A 20986-nucleotide genomic window follows, 5' to 3' on the forward strand; every position below is an offset into this window, starting at 1 on the left:
TGTCCTGGCTGTCCGGAATAAGACAGGAATAAAGATTGGGTCTTGCCGGGATCGTCAAGTCCCATTGAGATGGCGATCGTACGCGTCTCTGCGAAGGGGCAGGAACCTGTGTCTCGTTCACTCACCCTTGTCACGGCCGTGATCCTCGGCTTAGGCACGTCCATGGTCGCGCTGCAAGCCCAGGCGGCCGTGGACCCGCTACCGCCCGGCGACCGGATCGAGCTCTACCAGCTCGACAGCCCGCTCGGCACCGCCCAGGCCCTCAGGGAGAAGGGCTTCGACGTCGTCCAGCAGGAGATCCGGAACGGCAAGGAGCACATCGAGCTCACCGCCGCCCAGAAGGATCTCGAAGGGCTGGAGAAGCTCGGCCACGAACCCGCGCCCGTACGCAACCCGCAGGGCCAGACCCAGCTCCAGGCGGCCAAGGCCCAGGCGGCGAGCGGATACACCGTCTACAAGTCCTACTCCGAGAGCGGCGGCATCGCCGACCAGCTCAGGAAGATCGCCGACGAGAACAAGGACGTCGTCAAGCTCCAGTCCATCGGCAAGACGCTCCGCGGCCAGGACATCCTCGCCGCCAAGGTGACCTCGCTGGCCAGGGTGCTGCCCGACGGCATCAAGCCCGCCACCCTGTACTCCGCCACCCAGCACGCCCGCGAGTGGATCGCCACCGAGGTGGACATGCGGCTGCTCAAGCACGTGGTGGCCAACAAGAGGCAGCTCAGGAGCCTGCTGGACCGGACCGAGCTGTGGTTCGTGCCGGTCGCCAACCCCGACGGCTACGACTTCACCTTCACCGAGGGCAACCGCCTGTGGCGCAAGAACCTGCGTGACGTGAACGGGGACGGCCAGATCACCACCGGCGACGGCGTCGACCTGAACCGGAACTTCCCCACGAACTTCCACTACGACGAGGAGGGCTCCTCCTCGATCCCGAGCAGCGAGACCTACCGCGGCGCCGGCCCGGCCAGCGAGCCGGAGACGAAGGCCATGGACGGCCTGCTCAAGCGGGTGAAGTTCGAGATGCAGCTCAACTACCACTCGTACGGCCCGCTGCTGCTCTACCCGTCGGGTTTCCAGATCGCCACGGAGACCGCCGACCACCCGATCTACCAGGCGCTGACCGGTGACGACGAGAACCCGGCGGTGCCCGGCTTCGACCCGGACCTGGGCGCCGAGCTCTACACCACGAACGGCGAGACCACCGACCACGCCCACTCCACCTACGGCACGCTGGCGTGGACGCCCGAGCTGAACGAGGGCTGCGACGGCTGCGGCTTCGTCTTCCCCGACGACGAGGCGCTGGTGCAGGCCGAGTTCGAGAGGAACCTGCCGTTCGCGCTCGACGTGGCCAAGTCGGCGGTCAACCCGGTCGAGCCGGTGAGCCACCTGGGCAACACCACGCCGGACTTCGTCCTGGACCCGTTCGACGTCAGCTACGGCAAGAACCAGACGGTCCAGGTCAACGCCAAGCGCAAGCTCGGCCCGGTGTTCCTGAACTACCAGGTCGACAACGGCCGCACGCAGGTGAAGCTGACCAAGGAGTGGAAGGGCGGCGAGCGGTACGGCAAGGGCTACGACCGCTACTACCACCGGTTGCGCGGCGAGATCACCGGCACCAAGCCGGGCGACACGGTCAAGGTGTGGTTCAGCTCCCTGGGCAAGAAGAGCCAGTCGTTCACGTACAAGGTGCACGACGACATCGGCGGCAAGGTGCTCGTGCTGGCCGCCGAGGACGTCACCGGCCTGAGCCCGGCGCAGGGCGTCACGGAGGCGAAGTACGCCGGCGCCTACGCCCAGGCGCTCCAGGTGGCCGGTTACAGCTCCGACGTGTACGACATGGACAAGATGGGGCGCAAGGCGCCGCACCCGCTGGGCGTGCTCAGCCACTACAAGGCCGTCATCTGGGAGACCGGTGACGACATCATCCCCCGCAGCGCGGGCCAGGTGCCCGGCACCACCTCCCTGGCGGGCGTGGACACCGAGCTGGCCGTCCGCGACTACCTGAACGAGGGCGGCAAGGTCATGCACGCGGGCAAGTACCCGTCGTACGCGGCCAACGCCAACGGCGCCTACTACTACGAGCCCGACCAGCCGGGTCAGCCGGAGTGCTCGGCGCCGAGCGACCCGCCCTGCATCCCGGTGTTCAACGACTTCCAGCAGTACTGGCTGGGGGCGTACGTCTACTTCGACAACTCGGGCAGCGACCCGGCCACCGGCCAGCCGTACCCGGTGAAGGGCGTGAACGGCGGGTTCGACGGCTTCGCGGGCACGCTGGAGCCGGACGTGCACACCAACGCCTTCGTGGCCACCTCGGCGATCCTGCCCGCGGACAAGTTCCCGCTGTTCGCCAGCTCGGCGCCGATCAAGTGGGAGCGGCCCGGCGCCCCGTTCGACCCGCACACCGGGTCCTGGGACGTCTACAGCGGCATCGCCGACGTCTCATGGAAGCGGCTGAGCAAGACGATCGACCTGACCGGCCGGTCGAGCGGCGAGCTGACGTTCTGGGCGTCGCTCGACACCGAGGCCGACTGGGACTTCTTCATGGTGGAGGCGCGCACGGCGGGCGGCGACGACTGGACGACGCTGCCCGACGCCAACGGCCACACCTCCCAGGCGACCGGCAGCAGCTGCCAGTCCGGGTGGAGCAGCATCCACCCGTTCACCCAGCGGTACCAGGGCCCGGACTGCGAGCCGACCGGCACCTCCGGCTCCTGGAACGCGGCCTCGGGCAACTCCGGCGGCTGGCAGCAGTGGCGGATCGACCTGACCCCGTACGCGGGCAAGCAGGTCGAGGTCTCGATCTCGTACGTCAGCGACTGGGCCACCCAGGGCGCCGGCATCTTCGTCGACGACGCGGTCGTCACGCTGGACGGCGCGACGGCGGAGGAGACCTCGTTCGAGTCCGACCTGGGCGGCTGGACGGTGGCGGACCCGCCCGAGGGCACGTCCGCCTCGGTGAACAACTGGACCCGCACGGACCAGGTGTTCGAGGAGGGCGCGGGCATCACCACCCGCGACACCGTCTACCTGGGCTTCGGCGCTGAGAGCCTGCTCGACCAGGCCGCCAGGACCGACCTGGTGAAGCGGTCGATGGCGCACCTGCTCAACGGCCGGCGCTGACGGTCTGAAGAGGGGCACGGCACCGGGTGCCGTGCCCCTCTTGCGTGCCCGGACAGAACATGATTCGGTCCTCTTGCGAAGAAAGCATTCGGTTCCGGCAGGAGGCTCACGACATGCGCCAGCACGACAAGCTGTTCATCGGGGGCGAGTGGGTGACCCCGGCGGGCAGCGGCACGATCGACGTGATCAGCCCGCACACCGAGGAGGTCGTCGGCCGGGTCCCCGACGGCACCGCCGAGGACGTGGACCGGGCGGTGGCCGCCGCCCGCGAGGCGTTCGACCACGGGCCGTGGCCGCGCATGACGTTCGCCGAGCGGGCGGCCGTCATCGGCAGGCTGGCCGAGATCTACGCCGAGCGGCAGGGCGAGATGGCCGCGCTCATCACCGAGGAGATGGGTTCGCCGATCACCTTCTCCAACCTCGCCCAGGCGCCGCAGCCGCTGGGCATGCTGCAGTACTACGCCCAGTACGGCGCCACGTTCGAGCAGGAGGAGCAGCGGCCCGGCGTGTTCGGCCCGGTGACCGTCCGGCGCGAGCCGGTGGGCGTGGTGGCGGCCGTGGTGCCGTGGAACGTCCCGCAGTTCGTCACGATGACCAAGGTCGCGCCCGCGCTGCTGGCCGGCTGCGCGATCGTGCTCAAGCCGGCCCCCGAGACGCCGCTCGACGCGTACGTCCTGGCCGACATGGCGCGCGAGGCCGGGGTGCCGGCGGGCGTGCTCAACATCGTGCCCGCGGGCCGCGAGGTGAGCGAGCACCTGGTGTCGCACCCGGGCGTCGACAAGGTGGCGTTCACCGGCTCGACCGCGGCCGGCCGGCGCATCGCCTCCATCTGCGGCGAGCAGCTCAAGCGGGTCAGCCTGGAGCTGGGCGGCAAGTCGGCCGCGATCGTGCTCGACGACGCCGACCTGGCCTCCTCGATGGGCATGCTGGCCATCGCCTCGCTGATGAACAACGGCCAGGCGTGCGTGGCGCAGACCCGCATCCTGGCCTCGCGCAACCGCTACGACGAGGTCGTCGAGGCCGTCGTGAACATGGTCAACTCCCAGCCCGTCGGCGACCCCGCCGACCCGGCCACCGGCATCGGGCCCCTGGTGGCCCGGCGGCAGCAGGAGCGGGTCGAGGGCTACATCAAGATCGGCATGGACGAGGGCGCCAAGGTCGTCGTCGGCGGGCTGGAGCGCCCGCACGACCGCGGCTGGTACGTTGCCCCGACGGTGTTCGCGAACGTGACCAACGACATGCGCATCGCCCGCGAGGAGATCTTCGGCCCGGTCCTCGCGGTGATCCCGTACGAGGACGAGGCGGACGCGGTGCGGATCGCCAACGACAGCGACTACGGCCTGGCCGGCACCGTCTGGACGGCCGACACCGAGCACGGCATGGACGTGGCCCGCCAGGTGCGCGCCGGCACGTACGGCGTCAACTGCTACATGATCGAGACGGGCGCGCCGTTCGGCGGCTACAAGGCCAGCGGGCTCGGCCGCGAGCTGGGCCCCGAAGGGCTGGCCGGCTACCTGGAGTACAAGACGATCGCCCGGCTGGGCTGACGTCACGACGAGGGCCCGGCAACGCGCCGAGGCCCTCGTCGTGCCGCGGATGGCACCCAGCGCGCCCCCGCGACGCTAGGTGCCCACCCTGCGGTGGACCACTTTGGGCAATCAGCCGACTACGAGAAGTATGAACCACGCCCATCGCCTGGGCGGATCGCTTACCCCTGAGACTTCTCCCGGCGGTTTGCTGCTGTCCGCCCTAGGTAGACGTGTTTTATTCAGGAAAAGTTCGAGGAGATCCACTTTCCGATCCTGCGGACCAGTTCGGGGGTCGCCGCGGACTCCGCGTGGCCGTACCCGGGCTCGATCCACAGCTCCTTCGGCTCCCGCGCGCCCTCGTACAGCTGCCGGGCGTGATCGAGCGGGAAGAACGCGTCCGCGTCACCGTGCACGATCAGCAGCGGCGTCGGCGAGATCAGCGCGGCGGCCTCGTGCGGCGGCATCGGGATCGGGTCCCAGCGGCCGACGGCGATCCTGGTCCGCTTCGCCATCCTGGCCGCCCAGCGGCCCAGGGGCTGCTCGATGATCCAGTGGACCTGGCGCATCGGCTTGGTGCCGCGGTAGTACCACCGGGCCGGGCCGCTGACCGCGACCACCGCGTCCGCGCCCTCGCACAGCCCCGCGTGCCGCACCGCCACGGCGGCCCCCATGGAGAAGCCGACCACGGCGACCCTGCGGTAGCCGGTCGCCCGCGCGTGGCGGACGGCCGCGGCCACGTCGAGGATCTCCTTGTCGCCCACCGTGCTCTCGCCGCCGGACCTGCCGTGGCCGCGGAAGTCGAAGGCGATCACCCCGCCGTACGCGCTGAGCACGTGCACGATCCGCCGGGCGGGCCGCTCCCGCCACGAGCCGGTGAACCCGTGCGCCACCACGATGCCGACGTCCCGCGCCGCGCTCCCGGTGGGAGGGGTGTGCGCGGCGTCGATGCGCACGCCGTCGTCGGTCCTGAGCATGACGGGGAAGCTGGGCGCGAACTGCATGCTCCGAGCTTAATTTCCCTCCCCGGGCCGCCCGCGTTCAGCTGGGGGTGTCGAGGCGGGACTTCAGGTCGTCGTCCAGCTTGAGCTCCGTCGCGGCGATGGCCTCCTCCAGCTGGGCCATCGAGCTGACGCCGACGATGGGCACGTGGCCGTCCGCCAGGAGCCAGGCCAGCACCACCTGGTTGGGGGTCGCGCCGAGCTCCCGCGCCACCTGGTGCAGGACCTCCAGGCGGCGGGTCGTACCGGGGTGGTGGTAGATGTCGGGGATCGGCCGGTCCTCGCGGGTGTAGGCGCCGAACATCAGCGTGTTGTACGCCCACAGCGTCACCCCGGTGTCCTCCAGGTAGCCCAGGTGCTCGTCCGTGGTGAGCGTGTGACCGCTCTCGACGAGCTTCGTGTACGGGCGCGGGCGCAGGTAGGTGTGCCGGAGCTGCAGGTGCGTGTACGGGGTCCAGCCGTGGGCCGCCGAGACGTTCCTGGCCCGCTCCAGCCGCCAGGCCGGCAGGTTGCTGGCCCCGATGGCCAGCGCCCGCCCCGCCTGGACCAGCTCCTCGAACGTGCCCAGCGTCTCCTCCAGCGGCACCGACCTGTCCTCGATGTGCGCCCAGTACAGGTCCACGCGGTCGGTGCCCAGCCTGCGCAGGCTGCCCTCTATCGCGGTACGGATCGCCGCGGCGGACAGGCCCTCGGCGGAGTCGAGGGTGACGTCGCCGGGCACCGTGGGGCGCGCGCCCACCTTGGTGCTCAGGTACACCTGGTCCCGGTTGCCCCGGGCGGCGAGCCAGGCGCCGATGGCCAGCTCGCTCTCGTCGCCGGTGCGGCCGGGCTCCCAGAACGGATAGTTGTCGGCCGTGTCGAGCATCCGGCCGCCGGCTTCGACGAAGCGGTCGAGGATGGCGAAGGTGTCCTTCTCGCTGACGGTCGTGCCGAAGGGGATGGTGCCGAGTGCGATTCTCATGGCTATGACGATGGAAGCTGGAGCGCACTCCATGTCAACCGCCCACTTTTATCGGATTTATGGGCTTATTTCGGGCATTTCGACCTGGAGCTTGACCTGGAGTCCGCTCCAGGTGGCATGCTCTTTCGCGTGAGCGTCTACACCCCCGCCGAGGTCGTCGAGGAGACCGGCTTCACCCTCGACACGCTGCGCTACTACGAGAAGATCGGCCTGCTCGAACGCGTCGAACGCAACGCCGCCGGCCAGCGCCGCTTCACCGAACAGGACATCGGCTGGCTGGGCATGCTCCGCTGCCTGCGCGACACCGGCATGCCGATCGCCCAGATGCTCCGCTTCGCGGAACTGACCCGCGCCGGCGACCACACCATCCCGGACCGCATCAAACTCCTCGAAGAGCACGACCGCCGCGTCGAGGGCCAGATCGACAACCTCCAGGAACGCAAGCGCTACATCAGAAACAAGATCTCCTACTACCGCAGCGTCCTCTGACCGAGCGGCTTCAGCCGTCGGGGTAGAGCACGCGAACTGCCATCACTTTCCGTGCTCATGATGTAACGGTAAGTTCATGGCCGCCCCCGCGATTCGCCGCCTCATGGAGGAGATCATGACGTCCACCGACTGGCCGGTCTACACGCCGTGGGCCCGCGAACACTACGGCCGCGGCCTCCAGGAGGGTGTGGCCGAAGGGAAGGCTGAAGAGGCTGCCAAGTCGGTGCTGCTCTTCGCGGCCACCGCCCAGACGCTCCGGGGCATGTTCGGCGACTGAACCGGCGGGTCAGCGGTAGGCCGAGGCCTGGAGGGTGTAGAGCTCGGCGTAGAGGCCGTCGAGGGTCATGAGGGTCTCGTGGTCGCCCTGTTCGGTGACCTCGCCGTGGCGGAGGACGTAGATGCGGTCGGCGTAGCGGACGCTGGCCAGGCGGTGGGTGATGAGCAGGACCGTGCGGCCGTCGGAGTGGTGGCGGATGCGCTCGAAGAGCGCGTGTTCGGCGCGGGCGTCCAGGGCGGCGGTCGGCTCGTCGCAGATGAGCAGCTGGGCGTCGCGGTGGAAGCCGCGGGCGACCGCGATGCGCTGCCACTGGCCGCCCGACAGCTCGTGGCCGTCCTTGAAGCGGCGGTCGAGGAGGGTGCGGTAGCCGTGGGGCAGCTCCGCGATCACCTCGTCGGCCCCGGCCACCGCGGCCGCCGCGTGCAGGGCCGGCTCGCCCTTGCCGGTGCCCATGGTGATGTTGTAGCGGGCGTTGAGCGGCCAGCGGGTGTGGTCCTGGGCGATGACGGCGGTGCGCAGGCGCAGGTCCTCCGGGCTGACGAGGCGCAGGTCGACGTCGTCCCACAGGACGCTGCCCGTGTCGGGCTCGTACAGGCCTGAGAGGATCTTGGCGAGGGTGGTCTTGCCGGAGCCGTTCTCGCCGACGAAGGCGATGACCTCGCCCCGCTTGATCTCCACGCTGACGCCGCGCAGCGCGGGCTCGTCGGAGCCGGGGTAGGTGAAGGTCAGGTCGCGGGCGCTGATCCGTTCGAAGCGCTCGGGGGCGGGGGAGCGGCTCGGGTCGGGCTGGCGCCGCTCGGCGTCGGCGCAGAACTCCACGAAGTCGGTGAAGTAGAGGCCCTCCTCGTAGAGCCGGTTGGTGGCGTACATGAGGTTGGCCAGCGACTGGGAGCCGGAGCGGATGGCGAGCACGGCGGTGCCGGCGACGGCGAGCGGGATGGCGCCGAGGGCCAGCAGGATGCCGAGCGCGACGTAGACCAGGCCGCTGCCGAGCCCGCCGAGCGCCTCGCCGACCAGCTTGGCGACGGTCTGCCGCCTGGCCAGCCGGAGCATCACCTCCTGCTCCGCCCTGGCGACCGCGTCGTACATGCGCAGCAGGAAACCGCGCATGGTGAACGAGCGGACCTCGGCGGCGGGGTCGCGCTCGGCCAGCAGGTCGGCGGTGATCCACTTGCGGCGGATGACCGGGATCAGCGCGAACATGGTCGTGTAGCGCATCCTGGCGCTGCGCACCGCGGCCCACGCGTCGGGCAGCACCGCGAGCAGCAGCAGCGGCAGCAGCACCGGGTGGAGGACACCGAGCACGCCGGCCACGGCGGCGATGCCCACGGCGGCGGTCACCACGTCGATGGCCGAGGTCACCACCGTGTCGGCCACCGACACGCCGCGCAGCCTGGCCCGCTGGAGCGAGTCGTGGAACGCCGGGTCGTCGTAGGAGACCAGCTCCACGCGGCTGGTCAGGCCGTAGAGCCGCTCCTCCGTCAGCCGGGCGACCTGGGGGGTGAGCCGGGCCTGCGCCCAGCCGGCGCCCGCCGTGACGGCGGTGCGCAGCGCGGCGGCGGTGGCGACCAGGATCAGGCTGGGCAGCGCCGCCCGCACCCGGTCGGGCGTGGGCCCCTCGCTGAACAGGGCGTTGAGCACGCCCGTGGTCGCCAGCAGCCCGAACGCGGTGAAGACGCCGCCCAGCAGGTTGAGCGAGACGGTGGCCAGGGTGTCGCGGGGGCTGGCCCGCCAGGCCATGCCCATCGCCTGGCGGATGAGGGAGGGGAGGCGCCGGGCGATGGTCAGGAACCCCACCTCGGCCATCTTGTCGGTGTGCGCGTGCCAGTCGGAGAGGGATATCTCGCCCAGTTCGAGGGGCTCGTCGGCCATACCTGGTGTTGTTCCCGCCCGCACCGGCGAATCCGCATGCGATGTTCCTTCGCGTTGCCGGGGGAGTATGCCGACCTGTTATCCGCACGTCCTTGACGCATCAGCGGGCGAGATGGGTTGATGGCCCTACTGACAACGTTGTCAACTCACCGAAGTTCGGGGGCTTCTCGAAGGGATGGTGTGCGATGAGACGACGGTGGATGGCAGCCGCCGCGATCACTTTTGCGAGCGTGCTGGGCCTTTCCGCCTGCGGCGGCGGCGGTGGTGACACGGCCGGCGGCCAGCCGAGCAGCGGGAAGCAGCAGGTCGAGGTCTTCTCGTGGTGGACCGGCCCCGGCGAGGCCGACGGCCTGCAGGCCATGCGGCAGATCTTCGAGCAGCAGAATCCCGGCCAGACGTTCTTCGACGCCGCCGTGGCGGGCGGCTCGGGCGACAAGGCCAAGGCGCTGCTCGCCTCCAAGCTGCAGGCCGACACCCCGCCGGACACGTTCCAGGGACACGCGGGCGCCGAGCTGCAGGGCTACATCAAGGCGGGCGACCTGGAGGAGCTGAACTTCCTCTACGACGAGCTGAAGCTGCAGGACGTCTTCCCCTCCCAGCTCATCGAGCAGATCAGCGTGGACGGCAAGATCTACTCGGTGCCGGTCAACATCCACAGGTCGAACGTCCTGTGGTTCAACCCGGCCGTGCTCAAGGAGGCCGGCGTGGCCGGCGCGCCGAAGAGCATCGAGGAGTTCCTCACGGCCCTGGAGAAGGTCAAGGCAACCGGCAAGATCCCCCTGTCGATCGGCTCCGAGTGGACCGCGGTCCACCTGCTGGAGAGCGTGCTGCTCGGCTCGCTCGGCACCGACGCCTACAACGCCCTGTTCCTGCCGGGCGCCGACTGGAACGGCGCCGGGGTGACCAAGGCGCTGGAGGACTTCAAGAAGATCATGTCGTACGCGGGAGACCCGCAGGACGACTGGCAGCCCGCAGCCAAGCAGGTGGCCGACGGCGAGGCCGCGTTCAACGTCATGGGCGACTGGGCGTACGGCTACTTCCACAACCCGCCGGAGGGCGGCCTCGGCAAGACGTCGAAGACCGACTTCGACTGGGCGCCCTCTCCCGGCACCGAGGGCACGTACCTGTGGCTGTCGGACAGCTTCACGCTCCCCAAGGGCGCCAAGAACCGTGACGGCGCCGTCGCGTGGCTGAAGGTCGCCGCCAGCAAGGAGGGCCAGGACGCGTTCAACCCGAAGAAGGGCTCCATCCCCGCCCGCAAGGACGCCGACCAGGCGCTCTACACCGACTATCTGGCGGACGCGCTGAAGGACTGGTCGGCCGACAAGCTCGCCGGCTCCATCCAGCACGGCGTCGCGGTCAACCAGCCGTGGCTGGCCGAGATCAACACGCAGGTCGGCCTGTTCCTCGGCACGCAGGACGTGGCCGCGCTGCAGAAGGGCCTGGCGGACGCCGCGGCGGCGAACGCCCAGTAGGACGACGGCACGGCAGGCGCGGCACGCGCCTGCCGTGCCTTTTCACGGAGGGAGTGGTCGGTGAGACGAGTGCGCGCCTGGCTCCCGGGGCTGCTCCTCGTCGCGCCGTCGATCGTGGCGATCGGCGTGTTCGTGTACGGCATGCTGGGGTGGAACTTCCAGCTGGCCATGACGGACAAGCACGACGAGGTGTCCGAGGGGGAGTTCGTCGGGCTGACGAACTTCATCGGCATCTGGGACGAGGCCCGATGGCATCTGTCGGTCAACCACGCGATCATGTTCACGGTCGTGTTCGTGGCCGGGGCGCTGGTGCTCGGGTGGTTCCTGGCGTTCCTGATGGAGAAGGGCGTCCGCGGCGAGGGCACGTTCCGGGCGATCTACCTGTTCCCGATGGCCGTGTCGTTCGTCGCCACCGGCATCGTGTGGCGGTGGCTGATGAACTCGGGCCAGGACGAGCGGGCGGTCGGGCTGAACCGGATGTTCGACTGGCTCGGGCTGCCGCAGTGGCAGTGGTTCCGGGACCCGGACTGGGGGATGGCGGCCATGGCCATCCCTGCTATCTGGCAGATGTCCGGATATGTCATGGCGTTATTCCTGGCGGGGTTCCGCGGCGTCCCCGAGGAGCTGCGGGAGGCGGCGCGGGTGGACGGCTGCACCGAGTGGGGCGTCTACCGGCACGTGGTGCTGCCCCTGCTGCGCCCGGTCACCCTGTCGGCGCTGATCATCCTCGGGCACATCTCGCTCAAGGTGTTCGACCTGATCGTGGCGGTCTCCGGCAAGCAGGTCATCACCGACGTGCCGGCGGTGTTCATGTGGGTGGCGGTCTTCGACTCCCACGATCCGGCCAAGGGGGCGACCATCGCCTCCTACATCGTGCTCAGCGTGGCCGTCTTCGTGATCCCGTACCTGATCTGGTCCGTACGTAAGGAGAGGCGGCCATGACGGCGGTCGCGGTGGCGGGGCGCAGGCGCCGGGCCTTCTCGCTCGCGAAGCTGGCGGTCCTGATCGCGTTCGTGGTGATCTTCCTGATCCCCATCTACGTGCTGCTGGTCACCAGCTTCAAGCCGCTCACCGAAGCGGACCCCGGCCAGGCGTGGAACCTGCCGCAGACGTGGACGTTCGAGGCGTGGCGGGTGGCGTGGGAGAAGCTCGCGCCCGGCCTGTGGAACAGCGTGCTGCTGGCCGTGCCCGGCTCGATCCTGTCGTGCGCGCTCGGCTCGATGAACGGGTACGTGCTCTCCAAGTGGCGCTTCCCCGGCGCGGACGTGCTGTTCACGCTGTTCCTGTTCGGCATGTTCATCCCGTACCAGGGCGTGATGATCCCGCTGGTGCAGCTGCTCGTCGGGCTGAACGAGCTGACCGGGATGCAGGGCGTCTGGTACGGCGGCATCCCCGGGCTGGTGCTGGCCCACGTGGTGTACGGGATCCCGATCTCCACGCTGATCTTCCGCAACTACTACGTGACGATCCCGGACGAGCTGATCGAGGCGTCGCGGGTGGACGGGGCGGGGATGCTGCGCACGTACTGGTCGGTCGTCCTGCCGGTGTCGGGGCCGGCCATCGCGGTGGTGATCATCTGGCAGTTCACCTCGCTGTGGAACGACTTCCTGTTCGCCGTCTTCCTCACCGGCCCGCAGAGCTGGCCGGCCACGGTGATGCTGAACAACATCGCCGGCGCCCAGGCCACCCCCTACAGCCAGCAGATGGCCGCGGCCATCCTGGCGTCGATCCCGACCATGCTCATCTATGTGCTGCTCGGCCGGTTCTTCATGCGCGGCCTGATGGCCGGCGCGCTGAAAGGGTGACGGCGGGGTTGGCGCAGTGCGCCGGCGGCTCACCGCGGGCGTACCTGGCCACGTCGGCGGCCACGATGGAGGCGGCCTTCATGGCCGTCTCCTTGCTGGCGCCGGCCAGGTGCGGGGTCATCACCAGGTTCGGCGCGGCGAGCAGCCGCGAGCCGGCCGGGATCGGCTCCTCGGGGAAGACGTCCACGCCGGCGCCGAACAGGTGGCCCGACTCCAGCGCGTCGCAGAGCGCGTCGTAGTCGAGCAGCGCGCCGCGCGCGCAGTTGACCAGCACCGAGCCGCGCGGCATCAGCGCGAGCTGCTCGGCGCCGATCATGCCGGTGGTCTCGGGCGTGGCCCGCGCGTGCAGCGACACGAACCGGGAGCGGCGCAGCAGCTCGTCCAGCTCCACCTGTCCCGGCACGTCCACGTACGGGTCGTACACGAGCACCTCGGCCCCGAAGCCCTCCACCATGCGGGCCACCCGGCGGCCGATCGCGCCGTAGCCGACCAGGCCGACCGTGCTGCCCTCCAGCTCCGGGCCCACCCTGTCGTAGGTGTAGTAGTCGCCGCGCCAGACGCCCCCGGCCAGGTCGCCGTGCGTCTGCGGGATCCGGCGGGTGGCGGCGAGCAGCAGCGCCATCGTGTGCTCCGCGGTGGCCACCGCGTTGCGCCCGGGGGCGAAGGTGACCGCCACGCCGGCCTCGGTGGCGGCCTCCAGGTTGGCGTTCACCGGGCCGCCCCGGCTGACGCAGAACAGCCGCAGGTCGGGGCAGGCGTCGAGGACGCGCCTGGTGAGCGGGGCCATCTGGGTCACGCACACCTCCACGCCCCGCAGCGCGGCGATCAGCTCGTCCTCCACGTCCGACGCCTCGTCGACCTCGCCCACGGGGCCGAACGGGACGACCGGCCACGGCAGGGTGAGCTCGCTGATCGCCAGGCCACCGGCGACCTCGCGGCGCAGCGCGCCGGCCAGCAGGTCGTTCCGGACGAAGTGGTCGCCGGCGGCAAGCACTCGGATGGTCAACGAACGGCTCCAATCGGGGTGTTGTACTGCAGGATCGCGGCCCGGGGCGCGTCGTCGCGCAGGCGCAGCTCGGTGAGGGCGCAGTTGTCCAGGCGCGGGAACAGCCGCCGGTACTCGCCGAGCGGCACGCCGACGAGGCGGCACAGGGCGATCCTGATGGCGGTGGTGTGCGCGACGACGAGCACCCGCCCGTCCGGGTCGGCGGCGGCGATGTCGCGCAGCGCGGCCGTGAACCGGTCCGCGGCGGCGGCCGGGTCCTCGCCGCCGGGCAGCGGGTTCGCGCCGGGGTCGGCCTCGAAGGCGGCGCGGGCCTCGGGGAAACGCTCGCGCATCTCCCGCGCGGTCAGCCCTTCGGCCTGGCCGAAGTCCAGCTCCCGCAGCCGCTCGTCCACCCGCAGCCGCACCCCGGCCGCCTCGGCGCTGGCACCGGCGGTGATCTGGGCCCGGCTCAGCGTGGACGCCCACACCGCGCTCAGTCCCGCCCCGGCGGCCCATCCGGCCAGCTGCCGCGCCTGCTCGTGACCGCGCGGGGTCAGCTCCACGTCGCTGATCCCCGCGTAGCGGTTCTCGGCGTGCCAGACGGTCTCACCATGCCGCACCAGCACCAGCGTCGCGGCCCTTGCGTCGGTCACCACGTCCCCCTCATCCCGTTTCCAACGATCCCCACCAGCCCCGCAAACCGCGCCCCGCCCTCGTCCGGCTCCACTCGCGGCGGTTCCGCTCGCGAGGGTCGTGCCGCCTGCGACGGCTGAGGCTCGGCCACGGGCCGCACCCTTACGGGCCGCACCCTGGCGGGCTGCGCCCCTGCGGTTGGCTGCGCGCCATGTGTGGGCTGCGGCTTGTCCACGGGGCGCGCCGCTCGCGGGGGTTGTGCCGCCTGTGAGGGCTGAGGCTCGGCCGCGGGCCGCGCCGCTCGCGGGGGTTGTGCCGCCTGCGACGGCTGAGGCTCGGCCACGGGCCGCACCCTTGCGGGCTGCGCCGCATGCGTTGGCCGCGCGCCCTGGGTGGGCCGCGTTGTGTGTGCGGGCGGAATCATCGCTCGCTCCTTTGGCGGGCGTGGGCGGCGGCGGGGGTGGGGAGCCAGCCGCGCTCTTCCAGGGCGGTGACGAAGCGCAGGTACGGGTCGCGCAGGTCGGCGCCGGAGGGTTGGACGACCTCGCGGGTGCGGATCATGCGGGCGGCGGCGTCTGCGGCGCCGGTCGTGCCCGCGGTTCCGGACGTGCCTGTGGCCCCGGCTGCCAGGACGGCCATGCCGAGTGCCGGTTCGGCGTTCTCCCGGAGGGTCACCGGACGGCCGAGGACGTCGGCGCGGAGCTGGGTCCAGTACGCGCTGCGGGTGGCGCCGCCGGTGAGGATGATCTCGCCGTCCACGGGGGCGCCGAGCAGGTCGAGGTAGTCGAAGCAGAGCCGCTCGACGAACGCCGCGCCGAGCAGGATCGCGACATACCGCTCCACGTCGTCGGCGGGGTCCCCGAGCGTGAAACCCTCGGCGTCCGGCGCCGCGAACGGGAACCGCTCACCCCGCGAGACCAGCGGATACGTGATCGGCAGCCCCGCCGGATCCAGCGGGCCGCCGCCTCCACCCCGGCCCGCAGGGTACGCGCCCACGGTGGTCCCGCGACCGTAAGGACTGTCCACGTCCGAGGAGCTCCTGCGGCCGTACGCGCCATCCACGGCTGCGGAGTCCCGGCGACCGTACGCGCCGTCCACGGCTGCGGAGTCCCGGCGACCGTACGTGCCACCCGGGGAGTCCACGCGACCGTACGTGGCACCTGAGGAGCCCGAGCGGCCGTGCGTGAGACCTGTGGAGGTTGCGGGGGCGTAGCGGGTGGCGGCTTCCAGGGACAGGGCGTCGAGGTCGCGGCCCGGGAGGTCGCGGGAGAGGACGCCGGCGCCGGTGCTCGACGCGCCGCCCGGGAGCCAGGACCCGTCCGGGGCGCGGTGTGAGTAGACGACGCCGAGCGGGTCGCGCACCGGCTCGCGGGTGACGCCCTTGAGCACGAGGGTGGTGCCCAGGACGGAGTTCCAGCTCCCGGGGGTCAGCGCGCCCGCGCCGAGCTGGGCGGCGCACCCGTCGGTGGTCCCCGCGATCACCGGGGTGCCCCGGGGGATGCCGGTGGCCCTGGCCGCCTCCGCGCAGACCTCGCCGACGCGGGTGCCGGGACGTACCACGGCGGGCAGCACGCCGGCGGGCACCCCGAGCGCGGACAGGACGTCGGACGGCCAGCGTTCGTCGATCAGGTCCACCCCGGTCTTGAGCGCGTTGCCCAGATCGGTCGCCACCTCGCGCCCGGCTAGCCGGCGGTTGACGAAGTCGCTCTGGTGGGCCAGGCGGGCCCCCGCCGGGGCGTCGCCGAGCAGCCACAGCAGCTTGGGCAGCGCCCAGTTGGCCTGCATGCGCCGGTAACCCAGCCGCTCCCAGACCGGCGCGCCCACCTCGTTCACCCGGTCCACGAACCCGGCGGCGCGCCTGTCGTCGTACATGAGCGCGGGCGTCAGCGGCGTCCCGTCCGGCGCGGTGAGCAGGATCGTGCCGGACGTGGCGTCGACCGCGACCCCCTCGATCCGCCCGGCGGGCACGTCGCGCAGCGCCTCGCGGGTGGCCGCGGCCAGCGCCTGCCACCACTCCTCGGGGTCCTGCTCGTGCCGGACGCCGTCGCGGCGGCTGGTCAGCGGGCGGACGGCCGCGCCGAGCACCCGCCCGCCGGCGTCCACGACCATCGCGCGCACGCTCTGGGTGCCGAGGTCGATCCCGATCCACGCGCTCATGACCTGCTCCGCATCTCGGCGAGCAGCGGCCAGGACCGGGCCGCGTGCTCGCGCAGGGTCAGGAAGTCCCGGTACGCGCTCGCGTACGGGCCGGGCTCGGGCTCCACGACGTCACCGAGCCGCACGTGCCGGGCGGCGGCGTCCTGGATCGTCGCGGCGCCGGTGGCGGCGAGCCCGACGAGGAAGGCGCCCCTCGCGCCGACCTCGGCGTCGGCCGGGCGCAGCACCGGCAGCCCGGTGACGGCGGCGATGAGCCGCAGCCACAGCCCGCTCGCCGAGCCGCCGCCGCAGACCCGCAGCTCGCGCGGGGCGGCGCCGGTGGCGGCCAGGCAGTCCTGGACGACGAGCGTGAGCCCTTCCAGCACGGCGCGGGCGAGGTGCTCGCGGCCGTGCTCGACGGACATGCCGAGGAACGCGCCCCTGGCGTACGGGTCGGAGAACGGCGCCCGCTCACCGGCGGGGGAGAAGTAGGGCAGGAACGCCAGCCCGCGCGCCCCCGGTTCGCTCCGCGCGGCCAGCTCGCTCAGCTCGGCGGGCCGGTCCAGGCCGAGCATCCGGCAGGCCCACTGGATCACCTCGGTGCCGGCGAACGTGGGGAAGGCGCGCAGGTAGCCGCCCGGCGCCGCGATCGTGATGCCGACCGGGTCGCCGTCCAGGTCCGGCCGTTCGACCAGGGTCTCCACGCAGAGCGTGGTGCCGAGGATGCCGCACGCCTGTCCCGGGCTGACCGCGCCCGCGCCGAGCGCGGTCGTGACGATGTCGTACGGGGCCAGCACCACGGGCGTGCCCTCGGCCAGCCCGAGCCGCTCCGCCGCCCGCTTCGACAGCCCGGCCGTGCGCCGGTCGTCGTCGCGGATCCCGGGCAGCAGCCGCTCCGCCCATTCCAGCCCGAACAGCTCAAGCAACTCGGGCGCGTAGCGGCGGGCGCGCAGGTCCATGAACGGGGCGGAGGCGTCGGACTCGTCGGCGGCGAGCTCGCCGGTCAGCCGCGCGAAGATCCAGCCGCCGCAGGTGAGTGCGGCGGCGGAGCGGGCCAGTCGTGCGGGGTCGTGCTCCTTCAGCCAGGCGAGGACCGCGTGCGGCAGCCCGGAGGCCGCCGACGAGCCGTTGACCCGGAAGGCCCGCGCGGCCAGCCCGGACCGGGTCCAGCCGTCGACGATCCCGGCCGCGCGGCCGTCGTTCCACAGGATGGCCGGGCCGGTGGGCTCGCCGGCGGAGTCGACCAGCCAGCAGCCGTCGCCCTGCGCGGTCACGGCCACGAAGTCCACCGGCTCGCCGAGCGCGGCGGCCACCTCGCGCACGGTCGCCTCGACGGCGTCCCAGACCGCGGCCATGTCCTGCTCGGCGTGTCCGGGGACGGGTCTGGAGACGGTCGTGGGCCGCCTGGACACCGCGGACTCGGCGCCCCGGGCGTCGTAGCCGACGGCTTTGATCACCGTGGTGCCCGCGTCGACGCAGATGGCCGCCATCATGCCCTGCCGTGCGAGGTCCTCGACCGGCGCGAGACGGAGTCGACGACCACCGCCAGGAGCAGGACGGCCCCGGTGACCATGAAGCGGATGGAGGAGTCGAGGTTAAGCAGCGTCAGGCCACTGGAGATCGACTGGATGACGATGATGCCGAGCAGCGCGCCGAACGCGGTGCCGCGCCCGCCGAACAGGCTCGTGCCGCCGATGACCGCCGCGGCGATGGCGTTGAGGTTCACGTCGCCGCCGCCGCTGCTCTGGTTGGCCGCCGCGAGCCGGGCCGCGGCGAGGATGCCGCCGACCGCCGCGAAGGAGGAACAGAGCACGAACACCGAGGTGTAGATGGTCCTGACGTTGATGCCGGCGCGCCTGGCGGCCTCGACGTTGCCGCCGACCGCGTACACCGACCTGCCCCACCGCGTACGCGAGAGCAGGTAGTGCATGACCAGCACCAGCGCGACGAAGAACACGAACATCCAGCCGACGCCGCGCGTCTGTCCCAGGTACCAGACCATGAACAGCAGCGCCACCAGCAGCGCGGCGCTCCGCACGACCAGCGCCGAGGTGCTCTTCGACGACAGCCCGGCCTTGCGGCGCTCCCTGGCGTGCAGGTAGCCGCTCGCGAACAGCCACCCGGCCGCGACCACCGCGAGCGTGTACGAAAGCCAGGCGGGCACGAAGGCGAGCTGGGCGAAGTTCACCAGCCCCGAGTCGAACGGCAGGTTGATCGCGCCCTTGGTGCCGAGCACGTACAGCTGCAGGCCGAGGAAGCCGAGCAGGCCCGCGAGCGTGATGACGAAGCTGGGCACGCCGAACCTGTTGAACAGCTGCGCGTACACCCAGCCGACGGCGGCGCCGATGATGACCGCGGCCGAGATCGCCACCCAGGCCGGCAGCCCCTGGTCCACGAAGAGCACCGCCAGCACCGCGCCCGACAGGCCGCTGACCGAGCCGACGGACAGGTCGATCTGGCCGACCAGCAGGACGCAGACGATGCCCAGCGCGATGACGCCGACCGCGGCCGACTCCATCGTCAGGTTCACCAGGTTCTGGCTGGACAGGAAGATCGGGTTGAGGATCTGCAGCACGCTCCAGATGACGATCAGCCCGACCACGACCGGGATCACGCCGAGGTCGCCGCCGCGCGCCCGCTCGACCACGTCGGTGAACGCGCCGCGCAGGCCCTCGCGCCGCTGCAGCCGCTCGTCCTGGTGGTCGGTGGCGACCGTGCCGCCCGTCGTGCCGTCCGTCGTGCTGTTCACCGTGTCCTTCATGACGGGAGCCCTTCCTGACGCCGGGACGCCCGCCGGGCCACCGCGTTGTCGGTGGCCCCGGTGATCGCGGCGATGATGTCTTCGGCGGAGACGTCGCCGACGTCGAAGACGCCGTTGTTGCGGCCGAGCCTGAGCACCGCGACCTTGTCGGCCACGGCCTTCACGTCGGCCATGTTGTGGCTGATCATGATCACGCCCAGGCCGTTCTCGCGCAGCCGCTCGACCAGGTTGAGCACCTCGGCCGTCTGGGCGACGCCCAGCGCGGCCGTCGGCTCGTCCAGGATGATGATCTCCGGGTCGCCGAGCAGCGACCTGGCGATCGCCACCGTCTGGCGCTGGCCCCCGGACAGCGCCGCCACCGGGACCCGCACGCTCGGGATCTTCGCGGAGAGCTGCCGGAGCAGCTCCCACGAACGCGTCTCCATCGCCACGTCGTTCAGGCGCAGCGGGCGGATCTCCTGGCCCAGGAACAGGTTCTGGATCACGTTGAGGTTCTCGCAGAGCGCCAGGTCCTGGAAGACGGTGGCGATGCCGAGCTTGTGCGCCGCCGCCGGGTTGGGGATGTCGACCTCACGGCCGGCGAACGTGATCGTCCCCGAGTCCGGCGGATGCACCCCTGAGAGGATCTTGACCAGCGTGGACTTCCCGGCGCCGTTGTCGCCGACCACCGCGACGACCTGGTGCGGGGCCACGTCGAGCTCGATGTCGGTGAGCGCGGCGACGGCCCCGAAGGTCTTGCTGATGCCGCGCAGGGACAGGACTGCGTCCGGCTGCTGAGTGGGCGACACGGGGACCCCTTACTTGATGTCGAGCGCGGCGCAGCCCTCGGCGTACTCGCCGGTGCACACCTCGGAGGCCTTCATGATGCCGCTGTCGAACAGCACCTCCTTGACGTTCTCCTTCGTCACGACCGTCGGGACGAAGAGCTCGGAGGGCGTGTCGTACAGGGAGTCCTTGCCCTCGGGCTTCTGGCCCTGCATGAACTTGTACGCGACGTCCGCGGCGGCCTCGGCGACGATCTTGATCGGCTTCGAGATCGTGTTGTACTGGTCGCCCTTGATGATGCGCTGGGCGGCGGCGATCTCCGCGTCGTTGCCGGTGACCGGCGGCACGTCCTTGCCCGCAGCCTTGAAGGCGGCGATGGTGCCGCTGGCGGTGCCGTCGTTGGCCGCGACCACGCCGACGATGTCGTCGCCGAACTGGGTGATCTGGCCGCTGACCCAGGTCTGCGCCTTCTCCGGGCTCCACTCGGGCGTGTCGTACTCGGCCAGCAGCTTGAAGCCGCTGGGGTCGACGGCGCTGTGGATGCCCTTCTTGATCAGGCCGGCCGCGGCGTCCGTCGGGGAGCCGTTCACCTGGAGGATGCCGCCCTCGGCGTTCTCCGCCTTGAGGTGGTCGACCAGCGACTGGGCGATCAGCGAGCCGATCTTCTCGTTGTCGAACGAGATGTAGTAGTCGGCCGGAGTGGACGGGATCGGCCGGTCGTAGGCGATGATCGGCACCTGCTGCGCCTGCGCGGCGCGCACGATGGTGGCCGCCGCGGTGGAGTCGACGGGGTCGATCACGATCGCCTTGACGCCCTGGGCCAGCGCGGAGTTCGCCTGCTGCTGCTGCTTGGCGGCGTCGGAGTCGGCGTTCTGGTAGATGACGGAGCAGCTGGGGCAGAGCTCCTTCATCTTGGCCTCGAACAGCGGCTTGTCCTGCTGCTCGTACCGGGTGGAGGCGAGGTCGGGCATGAGGAACGCCACCTTGGCGTTCTCCGCGCCGCCCTCGGCGCCGCTGGTCGCCGCACCGTCGCCGCCGGTCGAGCCGCACGCGGCCAGCGCCGAAGTCGCGAGGACCGCCACGGCGGCGAAGGCGGACGTCCGCATCTTGATTCTCTTCACGGGTTCTTTCCTCACTCGCTACGTCCAGCGGACGATCTCGTATGCGTCGCGTCCCC

At 71.3% G+C, this 20986-nt stretch carries 17 protein-coding genes; 7 read left to right on the plus strand and 10 right to left on the minus strand.

Annotation, left to right across the window (positions count from 1 at the left end; all coding sequences use genetic code 11):
• Positions 1 to 138 precede the first annotated feature (138 nt).
• A complete protein-coding gene (locus ABD999_RS21565) occupies positions 139 to 3123 on the plus strand; it encodes a M14 family metallopeptidase (protein WP_271275417.1) in 2985 nt (994 codons plus the stop codon).
• 113 nt (positions 3124 to 3236) lie between these two features.
• Complete coding sequence (locus ABD999_RS21570; RefSeq protein ID WP_271275416.1) at positions 3237 to 4670, plus strand: aldehyde dehydrogenase; 1434 nt, start codon at positions 3237 to 3239, stop codon at positions 4668 to 4670.
• Between the two features lie 221 nt (positions 4671 to 4891).
• Here ABD999_RS21570 and ABD999_RS21575 read toward each other — a convergent pair whose 3' ends face one another.
• Positions 4892 to 5653, minus strand: coding sequence for an alpha/beta hydrolase (locus tag ABD999_RS21575; RefSeq protein WP_271275415.1), 762 nt, complete (start codon positions 5651 to 5653; stop codon positions 4892 to 4894).
• A 37-nt stretch (positions 5654 to 5690) separates the two neighbouring features.
• Positions 5691 to 6611 (minus strand): aldo/keto reductase, encoded by a 921-nt coding sequence (locus ABD999_RS21580; RefSeq protein ID WP_271275414.1) that lies wholly within the window; start codon positions 6609 to 6611, stop codon positions 5691 to 5693.
• Between the two features lie 129 nt (positions 6612 to 6740).
• On the opposite strand from ABD999_RS21580, the gene ABD999_RS21585 reads away from it, so the two are divergent.
• Together ABD999_RS21585 and ABD999_RS21590 are read left to right on the plus strand one after the other, a co-directional pair.
• Positions 6741 to 7100, plus strand: coding sequence for a MerR family transcriptional regulator (locus ABD999_RS21585; protein WP_261808334.1), 360 nt, complete (start codon positions 6741 to 6743; stop codon positions 7098 to 7100).
• A 115-nt stretch (positions 7101 to 7215) separates the two neighbouring features.
• Positions 7216 to 7377: a hypothetical protein gene (locus tag ABD999_RS21590; RefSeq protein ID WP_271275413.1), complete on the plus strand. Its 162-nt coding sequence runs from the start codon at positions 7216 to 7218 to the stop codon at positions 7375 to 7377.
• 9 nt (positions 7378 to 7386) lie between these two features.
• Here ABD999_RS21590 and ABD999_RS21595 read toward each other — a convergent pair whose 3' ends face one another.
• Entirely contained in the window at positions 7387 to 9249 is a 1863-nt protein-coding gene (locus ABD999_RS21595; RefSeq protein ID WP_271275412.1) for an ABC transporter ATP-binding protein, read from the minus strand.
• Positions 9250 to 9434: 185 nt separating this feature from the next.
• Here ABD999_RS21595 and ABD999_RS21600 point away from each other — a divergent pair, with 185 nt between their 5' ends.
• Genes ABD999_RS21600 through ABD999_RS21610 form a run of 3 tightly spaced genes read left to right on the plus strand, consistent with a single transcriptional unit; the run spans position 9435 to position 12529 of the window.
• Positions 9435 to 10724, plus strand: a complete 1290-nt coding sequence (locus ABD999_RS21600) for an ABC transporter substrate-binding protein (protein ID WP_271275411.1) — start codon at positions 9435 to 9437, stop codon at positions 10722 to 10724.
• 60 nt (positions 10725 to 10784) lie between these two features.
• Positions 10785 to 11666, plus strand: a complete 882-nt coding sequence (locus ABD999_RS21605) for a carbohydrate ABC transporter permease (RefSeq protein WP_148029547.1) — start codon at positions 10785 to 10787, stop codon at positions 11664 to 11666.
• A complete protein-coding gene (locus tag ABD999_RS21610) occupies positions 11663 to 12529 on the plus strand; it encodes a carbohydrate ABC transporter permease (protein WP_219543737.1) in 867 nt (288 codons plus the stop codon). The genes ABD999_RS21605 and ABD999_RS21610 overlap by 4 nt, the downstream gene beginning before the upstream one ends.
• On the opposite strand, the gene ABD999_RS21615 is transcribed toward ABD999_RS21610, so the two are convergent.
• The 7 genes from ABD999_RS21615 to ABD999_RS21645 all read right to left on the minus strand — a co-directional run bounded on the left by ABD999_RS21615 (position 12492) and on the right by ABD999_RS21645 (position 20930).
• Positions 12492 to 13535: a 2-hydroxyacid dehydrogenase gene (locus tag ABD999_RS21615; RefSeq protein ID WP_148029549.1), complete on the minus strand. Its 1044-nt coding sequence runs from the start codon at positions 13533 to 13535 to the stop codon at positions 12492 to 12494. The two genes, ABD999_RS21610 and ABD999_RS21615, sit on opposite strands and share 38 nt — an antisense overlap.
• Positions 13532 to 14167: a histidine phosphatase family protein gene (locus ABD999_RS21620; RefSeq protein WP_219543739.1), complete on the minus strand. Its 636-nt coding sequence runs from the start codon at positions 14165 to 14167 to the stop codon at positions 13532 to 13534. Before ABD999_RS21620 ends, ABD999_RS21615 begins: the two co-directional genes overlap by 4 nt.
• 400 nt (positions 14168 to 14567) lie before the next feature.
• Complete coding sequence (locus ABD999_RS21625) at positions 14568 to 16304, minus strand: FGGY-family carbohydrate kinase (protein ID WP_271275410.1); 1737 nt, start codon at positions 16302 to 16304, stop codon at positions 14568 to 14570.
• Positions 16301 to 17776: an FGGY-family carbohydrate kinase gene (locus tag ABD999_RS21630; RefSeq protein ID WP_271275409.1), complete on the minus strand. Its 1476-nt coding sequence runs from the start codon at positions 17774 to 17776 to the stop codon at positions 16301 to 16303. The genes ABD999_RS21625 and ABD999_RS21630 overlap by 4 nt, the downstream gene beginning before the upstream one ends.
• Positions 17773 to 19032, minus strand: coding sequence for a sugar ABC transporter permease (locus tag ABD999_RS21635; RefSeq protein ID WP_345482852.1), 1260 nt, complete (start codon positions 19030 to 19032; stop codon positions 17773 to 17775). Before ABD999_RS21635 ends, ABD999_RS21630 begins: the two co-directional genes overlap by 4 nt.
• 8 nt (positions 19033 to 19040) lie before the next feature.
• Positions 19041 to 19832 carry an ATP-binding cassette domain-containing protein gene (locus tag ABD999_RS21640; RefSeq protein WP_271275407.1) on the minus strand — a complete coding sequence of 264 codons (792 nt, stop codon included), beginning with the start codon at positions 19830 to 19832 and terminating at the stop codon, positions 19041 to 19043.
• A gap of 9 nt (positions 19833 to 19841) precedes the next feature.
• Complete coding sequence (locus ABD999_RS21645) at positions 19842 to 20930, minus strand: ABC transporter substrate-binding protein (RefSeq protein ID WP_271275406.1); 1089 nt, start codon at positions 20928 to 20930, stop codon at positions 19842 to 19844.
• Between the last annotated feature and the right edge of the window lie 56 nt (positions 20931 to 20986).

The sequence above is a fragment of the Nonomuraea ferruginea genome (assembly GCF_039540635.1).
Taxonomy (GTDB): domain Bacteria; phylum Actinomycetota; class Actinomycetes; order Streptosporangiales; family Streptosporangiaceae; genus Nonomuraea; species Nonomuraea ferruginea.